Source organism: uncultured Porphyromonas sp. (assembly GCF_934359325.1).
GTDB lineage: Bacteria > Bacteroidota > Bacteroidia > Bacteroidales > Porphyromonadaceae > Porphyromonas_A.
The window spans coordinates 1-5,585 of sequence record NZ_CAKRLH010000104.1 but is presented as its reverse complement, the minus strand read 5'-3'; the positions used below and the strand labels follow the sequence as shown (position 1 = coordinate 5,585).

The 5,585-nt window shown below is 57.4% G+C and carries 4 protein-coding genes; 3 read left to right on the top strand and 1 reads right to left on the bottom strand.

The features are described 5' to 3' along the window. Window positions 1–1,816 (bottom strand): HD domain-containing protein (locus Q0F21_RS04960; RefSeq protein WP_297237954.1); only part of this gene is annotated, 1,816 nt, incomplete at its 3' end. A gap of 297 nt (window positions 1,817–2,113) precedes the next feature. Between Q0F21_RS04960 and Q0F21_RS04955 the strand changes: the two genes are divergently transcribed. The 3 genes from Q0F21_RS04955 to Q0F21_RS04945 all read left to right on the top strand — a co-directional run. Continuing rightward, window positions 2,114–3,433, top strand: coding sequence for an anaerobic C4-dicarboxylate transporter (locus Q0F21_RS04955; RefSeq protein WP_018107449.1), 1,320 nt, complete (start codon window positions 2,114–2,116; stop codon window positions 3,431–3,433). Between the two features lie 26 nt (window positions 3,434–3,459). Then, complete coding sequence (ansB, locus tag Q0F21_RS04950) at window positions 3,460–4,518, top strand: L-asparaginase 2 (RefSeq protein ID WP_297237951.1); 1,059 nt, start codon at window positions 3,460–3,462, stop codon at window positions 4,516–4,518. Between the two features lie 12 nt (window positions 4,519–4,530). Continuing rightward, a partial coding sequence (locus Q0F21_RS04945) for a porin (protein WP_297237949.1) occupies window positions 4,531–5,585 on the top strand: 1,055 nt, incomplete at its 3' end.

The following is a 5,585-nucleotide window of genomic DNA, read 5'->3' as shown; positions in this document are numbered from 1 at the left end:
AGATCTCCTTCATCCGCCCCGGGTCTACCGTCGGCACCTTGGTCTCATCGGAGTCCTCCCGCTGCTGCACCGTAGGCTCCTGGGTCCTCGTCCGCGCCTCCTTGCGCGCCTTGATCAGGTGCTTCATCAGTGCGTGATCCATACGCACTTCGTAACGATTGACTGCGAGGAAGAATTGATCTCGAGAGGGATAGGAGAGTACCGGTGCCTGCTCATCCTCCGGCAGTACGTGCTCCGGATCGTAGCCCCGCCCCTCAGCAAAGCGGACAAAGGCCTTACGCCCCGCCTCGATCTGATCCGCCTCTTGCCGGTGAAGGAAGTCTGTGATGTACCGCTTCGTCGTCGGGCTGGTGGCGTACTGGAGCCACGACTCCTTGGGCTCCGTATTTTCCGTCGTGAGGATCTCCACCTGGTCACCATTCTGCAGCTTGGCCGAGATGCCGACCATCTCATGATTCACTTTCGCACCGATGCAGCGCCGTCCCAGCTCCGGATCGAGCTGGTAGGCAAAGTCGAGCACAGTGAAGTCCTGAGGACAGCGTATCCGATCCCCCTTGCGGGTGAAGATGAGCATGTCCTGATTGGCAAACTTGTACATCATCGTCTCGTAGTCGTCTGATGCACTGGGGCCGGGATTATTAAGGAGCGTGTGGACGTTGCTCAGGATCTGCTCCTCCACGGGATCCACCTCCTCGGCGGTGTGGGTCTTGTAGCGCCAGTGAGCCGCCAGTCCCCGCTCCGCCATCTCATGCATCTGACGGGAGCGTATCTGCACCTCGACCCACTCTCCCGTCGGACCCATCACGGTGATGTGGAGCGCCCGGTAGCCATTGGGCTTCGGGTGAGTCAGCCAGTCACGCGTACGGTCATCCTTGAGAGCAAAGTGGGATGTGAGTACATGGTAGATTCTGAAGCAGTCGGCATACTCCGTGCGATCCGTCTCCGGCTCAAAGACGATACGTATCGCAAAGACGTCATAGATCTCCTCCAGCGGCAGACCTTTTGCCTGCATTTTATTCCAGATCGAGTAGGTACTCTTGATCCGGTGCTGTATCTCGTAAGTAAGCCCCGTTGCATCGAGGTCCGGCTTGATGATCTCGTAAAACTTGTCGAAGAGCCCCTCCCGCCTCGTATAGGTCTGTGAGATCTTATCGTGCACCTCGCGGTACTCCTCCGGGTGAATGTACCGAAGCGAGAGATCCTGAAGCTCCTCCATGATCGCATACATACCGAGCCGCTCCGCCAGTGGGGCGTAGAATAGTCGAGTCTCTGCGGCGATCTTGGACTGCTTCGTCTCCGGCATGCTGTCGAGAGTGCGCATGTTGTGCAGTCGATCAGCGATCTTGACGAGGAGGATGCGGATGTCCTGCGTCGACGTCACCAGGAGCCGACGGATATTCTCCAGCTGACCGGAGGTGTTATTGGTCTCCGTCATCACCTCGACGAGGATCTCTCCGGAGAGCTTCGTCAGACCGTCCACGATCCGAGCGATCGAGTCGCCAAACATATCCCGGATATCCTCCACGGTGTACTCCGTGTCCTCCACCACATCATGGAGCAGCGCCGCCGTGATCGAGGTGCTTCCGAGACCCATCTCCGAGCAGGCGATGGAGGCGACGGCGATCGGGTGGAGGATGTAGGGCTCCCCGCTCCGACGCTTCACCCCCTTGTGGGCGTCACGTGCCAGACGAAAGGCCTTCTGGATCGGCTCCGTATGCTTACGATGATTGGAGCTGAGGTAGTCGCTCAGCAGCTTGTCGAAGGCGGCCTGCACCACCATCTCGTAGTCTATAGGATTACTCTCTTCGATACTCATAGATAAAGGGGGAGGAGGTCCTCCATACGCTCCCTACAAACTTACGAATTATTATGATTACGCCGTCTCCCCGCAGGGCAGTCTCTTGTGGGAGAGACTCCAGTCCCGAGGGGATGGGACTCCAGTCCCAAGGGGGTGGAACTCCAGGGGTGTGGAAGCAGGACTCTTCGCGGGAGGGAATGGGAAGAAGTCGCCTACCGAAGTGGCCCATAATTTGCATTTCTTGAGACATTGGGTACATTTGTGACAATAAAGCTGACGAGATAGTGCGCCGGCAAACCCATAGAACGACACGACATGTTACTTATCCAGCTGTTTTTCATCCTGGTAGCCATCGTCGTCGGTGCCCGTCTCGGTGGTATCGGTCTCGGTGTGACAGGAGGTGTAGGACTGGCGATACTGGTCTTCGGATTTGGTCTGATGCCCACCTCGCCGCCTATCGATGTAATGCTTATGATCGCCGCAGTGATCTCTGCAGTCTCCTGTATGCAGGCAGCAGGAGGTCTGGACTTCCTCGTCAAGGTGGCAGAGAAGTTTCTCCGCCGTCATCCGGACAAGATCACGATTTACAGCCCCTTCGTCTGCTACTTATTCACCTTCCTCGCCGGTACCGGCCATGGCGTCTACTCCCTCCTACCGGTGATCTCCGAGGTGGCGCGGGAGACGAAGATCCGACCGGAGCGACCGCTCTCCATCTCCGTCATCGCCTCCCAGCAGGCAATCACCGCCAGCCCCATATCGGCGGCGACGGTGGCGCTCCTTGCCCTCCTCGCTCCGGCGGGTATCAGCCTGATCGACATCCTCAAGGTGAGTATCCCGGCGACGTTGGTCGGTGTCTTTGTGGGGGCGCTGACCTGTCTCCATAAGGGCAAGGAGCTGGAGGAGGACCCCGAGTACCTCCGCCGTATGAGCGAGGGACTGATCGAGCCGTCCCGCCTCTCCCAGATGGATCCCAATGCGAAGACCCCCTTCAAGGCTCGCCTCAGCGTGATCCTCTTCCTTGTGGCTGTGGTTGCGATTGTCCTCCTGGGCTCCATTCCCACCCTGAGACCGGACTTCGTCATCGATGGCACGACGGTGAAGCTCGGCATGCCGGAGGCTATCGAGATGATTATGCTCAGCACCGCAGCTATCATCCTCCTCGCCACCAAGACCGACGGGATCAAGGCAACGAAAGGGTCTGTCTTCAATGCCGGGATGCAGGCGGTGATCGCCATCTTCGGTATCGCCTGGATGGGAGATACCTTTATCAATGGTAATATCGACGCGATCACCACCAGCCTGCAGGACGTAGTGACGAGGATGCCGTGGCTCTTTGGGCTCGCCCTCTTCTTTATGAGCATCCTGCTCTTCAGCCAGGCGGCGACGATCCGCGCCGTAGCTCCGCTGGGCATCGCCCTCGGCATCTCACCGATGCTGCTGATAGCGCTCTTCCCCGCTGTGAATGGCTACTTCTTCCTCCCCAATTACCCGACCGTGGTGGCAGCGATCAACTTCGACAGCACGGGGACGACGAAGATCGGAAAGTACCTACTGAATCACTCCTTTATGATACCCGGGCTGGTGGCGACAAGTGTTGCCATCGCCGTAGGCTTGCTACTCATACAGATCTATTAATAACCCCTTTACACAAACTCAAAGTTATGAAACAACTAACATCTCGTCTGGGTCTCCTCGCACTGATGATGACCCTCTGCATGGCAGCGATGGCGCAGAAGCCTCATGTCCACATCCTCGCCACCGGTGGCACGATCGCCGGTGCAGGTACCTCCACCACCGGCAGCAACTACACCGCCGGTCAGGTAGCCATCGGCACACTCCTCGATGCGGTGCCTGAGGTCAATGAGGTCGCCGAGGTAACCGGTGAGCAGATCGTCAATATCGGCTCACAGGATATGACCGACGATGTATGGCTGACCCTCTCCAAGAGGATCAATGAGATCTTTGAGAATAACGAGGCTGACGCTGTCGTCATCACTCACGGAACTGACACCATGGAGGAGACAGCCTTCTGGCTCAGCCTGACGGTGAAGAGTAAGCGCCCCGTCGTCCTCGTAGGTGCTATGCGCTCCTCTACCGCTATGAGTGCTGATGGCCCGCTCAATCTCTACAACGCCGTCGTCGCTGCAGCCGACAAGGCCTCTGCCGACAAGGGCGTTATGGTCGCTATGAATGGTATCTTGATCCCCGGTCAGATCGTCTCCAAGACCAATACCACCTCCGTAGAGACCTTCCAGGCATCCACCGGCGGCCCCATCGGCTACGTCTTCGGCGGCAAGGTGTACTACAATATGAGCTACGGCCTGACCGCACAGCGCATCGTCTTCGACGTGAGCAACCTGACGAAGCTCCCCAAGGTGGGCATCGTCTATGCCTACTCCAATATCGAGGCTGATATGCTCGACCCGATCCTCAATGGTGGTTACAAGGGTGTGATCCACGCCGGTCTCGGCAACGGCAACATCCACAAGAATGTCTTCCCCGTCCTGGAGAAGGCTCGTGAGCAGGGGATCCTCGTAGTCCGCTCCTCCCGCGTCCCGACCGGTAATACCACTCTCGACGCTGAGGTAGACGACAATAAGTACGAGTTCATCGCCTCTCAGTCTCTCAGTCCCCAGAAGGCCCGCATCCTCCTGATGCTCTCCCTGACGACCACGACCGACTGGCAGCAGATCCAGAAGTACTTCAACCTCTTTATGTAATCTCCCCCGCCTATGTCTAAGAATACACTCAGACTACTCGCTTGCGGGCTGATCGTCACCGCTTTCGGTGCCACAGCCGCCGCACAGCAGGAGCACTACACCACGGAGCCCTCTCTCGCTGAGCAGGTGGGTATCGTGAAGGCCAAGCAGGATAAGTTCAATCTTTTCCTCAATATGAATACCTCTCTCGATGCCGCTTGGGACTCGGAGAATTTCAATAGCCTTAATTTCTACGCCCGTCAGCTCCGCATAGAGGCTAAGGGAAACATCACTCCCTGGCTCTCCTACCGCTGGAGGCAGCGTATCAATCGCCCCAATGGCAGCTCCGGCAACATCGACAACCTCCCCACCTCGATCGACATCGCCGGTATCGGAGTACGACCCACGGAGAAGTTCTCCATGTTCCTCGGTAAGCAGTGTGCCGCCTACGGTGGTATCGAGTTTGACCTCAATCCTATTGAGATCTACGAGTACTCCGACATGATCGAGTACATGAGCAACTTCCTCACGGGAGCCAACTTTGCCTACGACTTCACCCCGGGACAGCAGCTGCAGTTCCAGGTACTCGATGCCCGCAACGGCAGCTACGAGAGCACCTACCCCGGCATGTACGATAAGGTGGAGGAGACGAAGGTGCCTCTGGTTTACACGTTCAATTGGAATGGTACCATCGTGCCAAACTTCTGGACCACCCGCTGGTCCTACTCCTACATGAGCCAGTCCAAGGAGCACAATATGATGTACGTCGCCCTCGGTAACCACTTCGACTTCGGTCCCGTGGACGGTCACTTCGACTGGATGTACTCCAATGAGGGACTCAATCGCAAGATGATCATCAAGGATCTGGAGAATGTGGAGTACAACTCCTTCGTCCTGAAGCTCAATTACCACATCTCCGACAGCTGGAATATCTTCGGCAAGGGTATGTACGAGACCGCCTCTGCCGGCGGTACGGACAAGTGGTTTGACGGCACGAAGCAGCGCACCGCCCTCGGCTACTTCGCCGGCGTGGAGTACTACCCGATGGAGGATGGCAATCTCCACTTCTTCCTCACCTACGTGGGTCG

Excerpts from the sequence above, each read along its gene's own strand:
- Q0F21_RS04955 (WP_018107449.1), top strand. The coding sequence starts at position 2,114 with ATGTTACTTATCCAGCTGTTTTTCATCCTGGTAGCCATCGTCGTCGGT.
- ansB (WP_297237951.1), top strand. The coding sequence starts at position 3,460 with ATGAAACAACTAACATCTCGTCTGGGTCTCCTCGCACTGATGATGACC.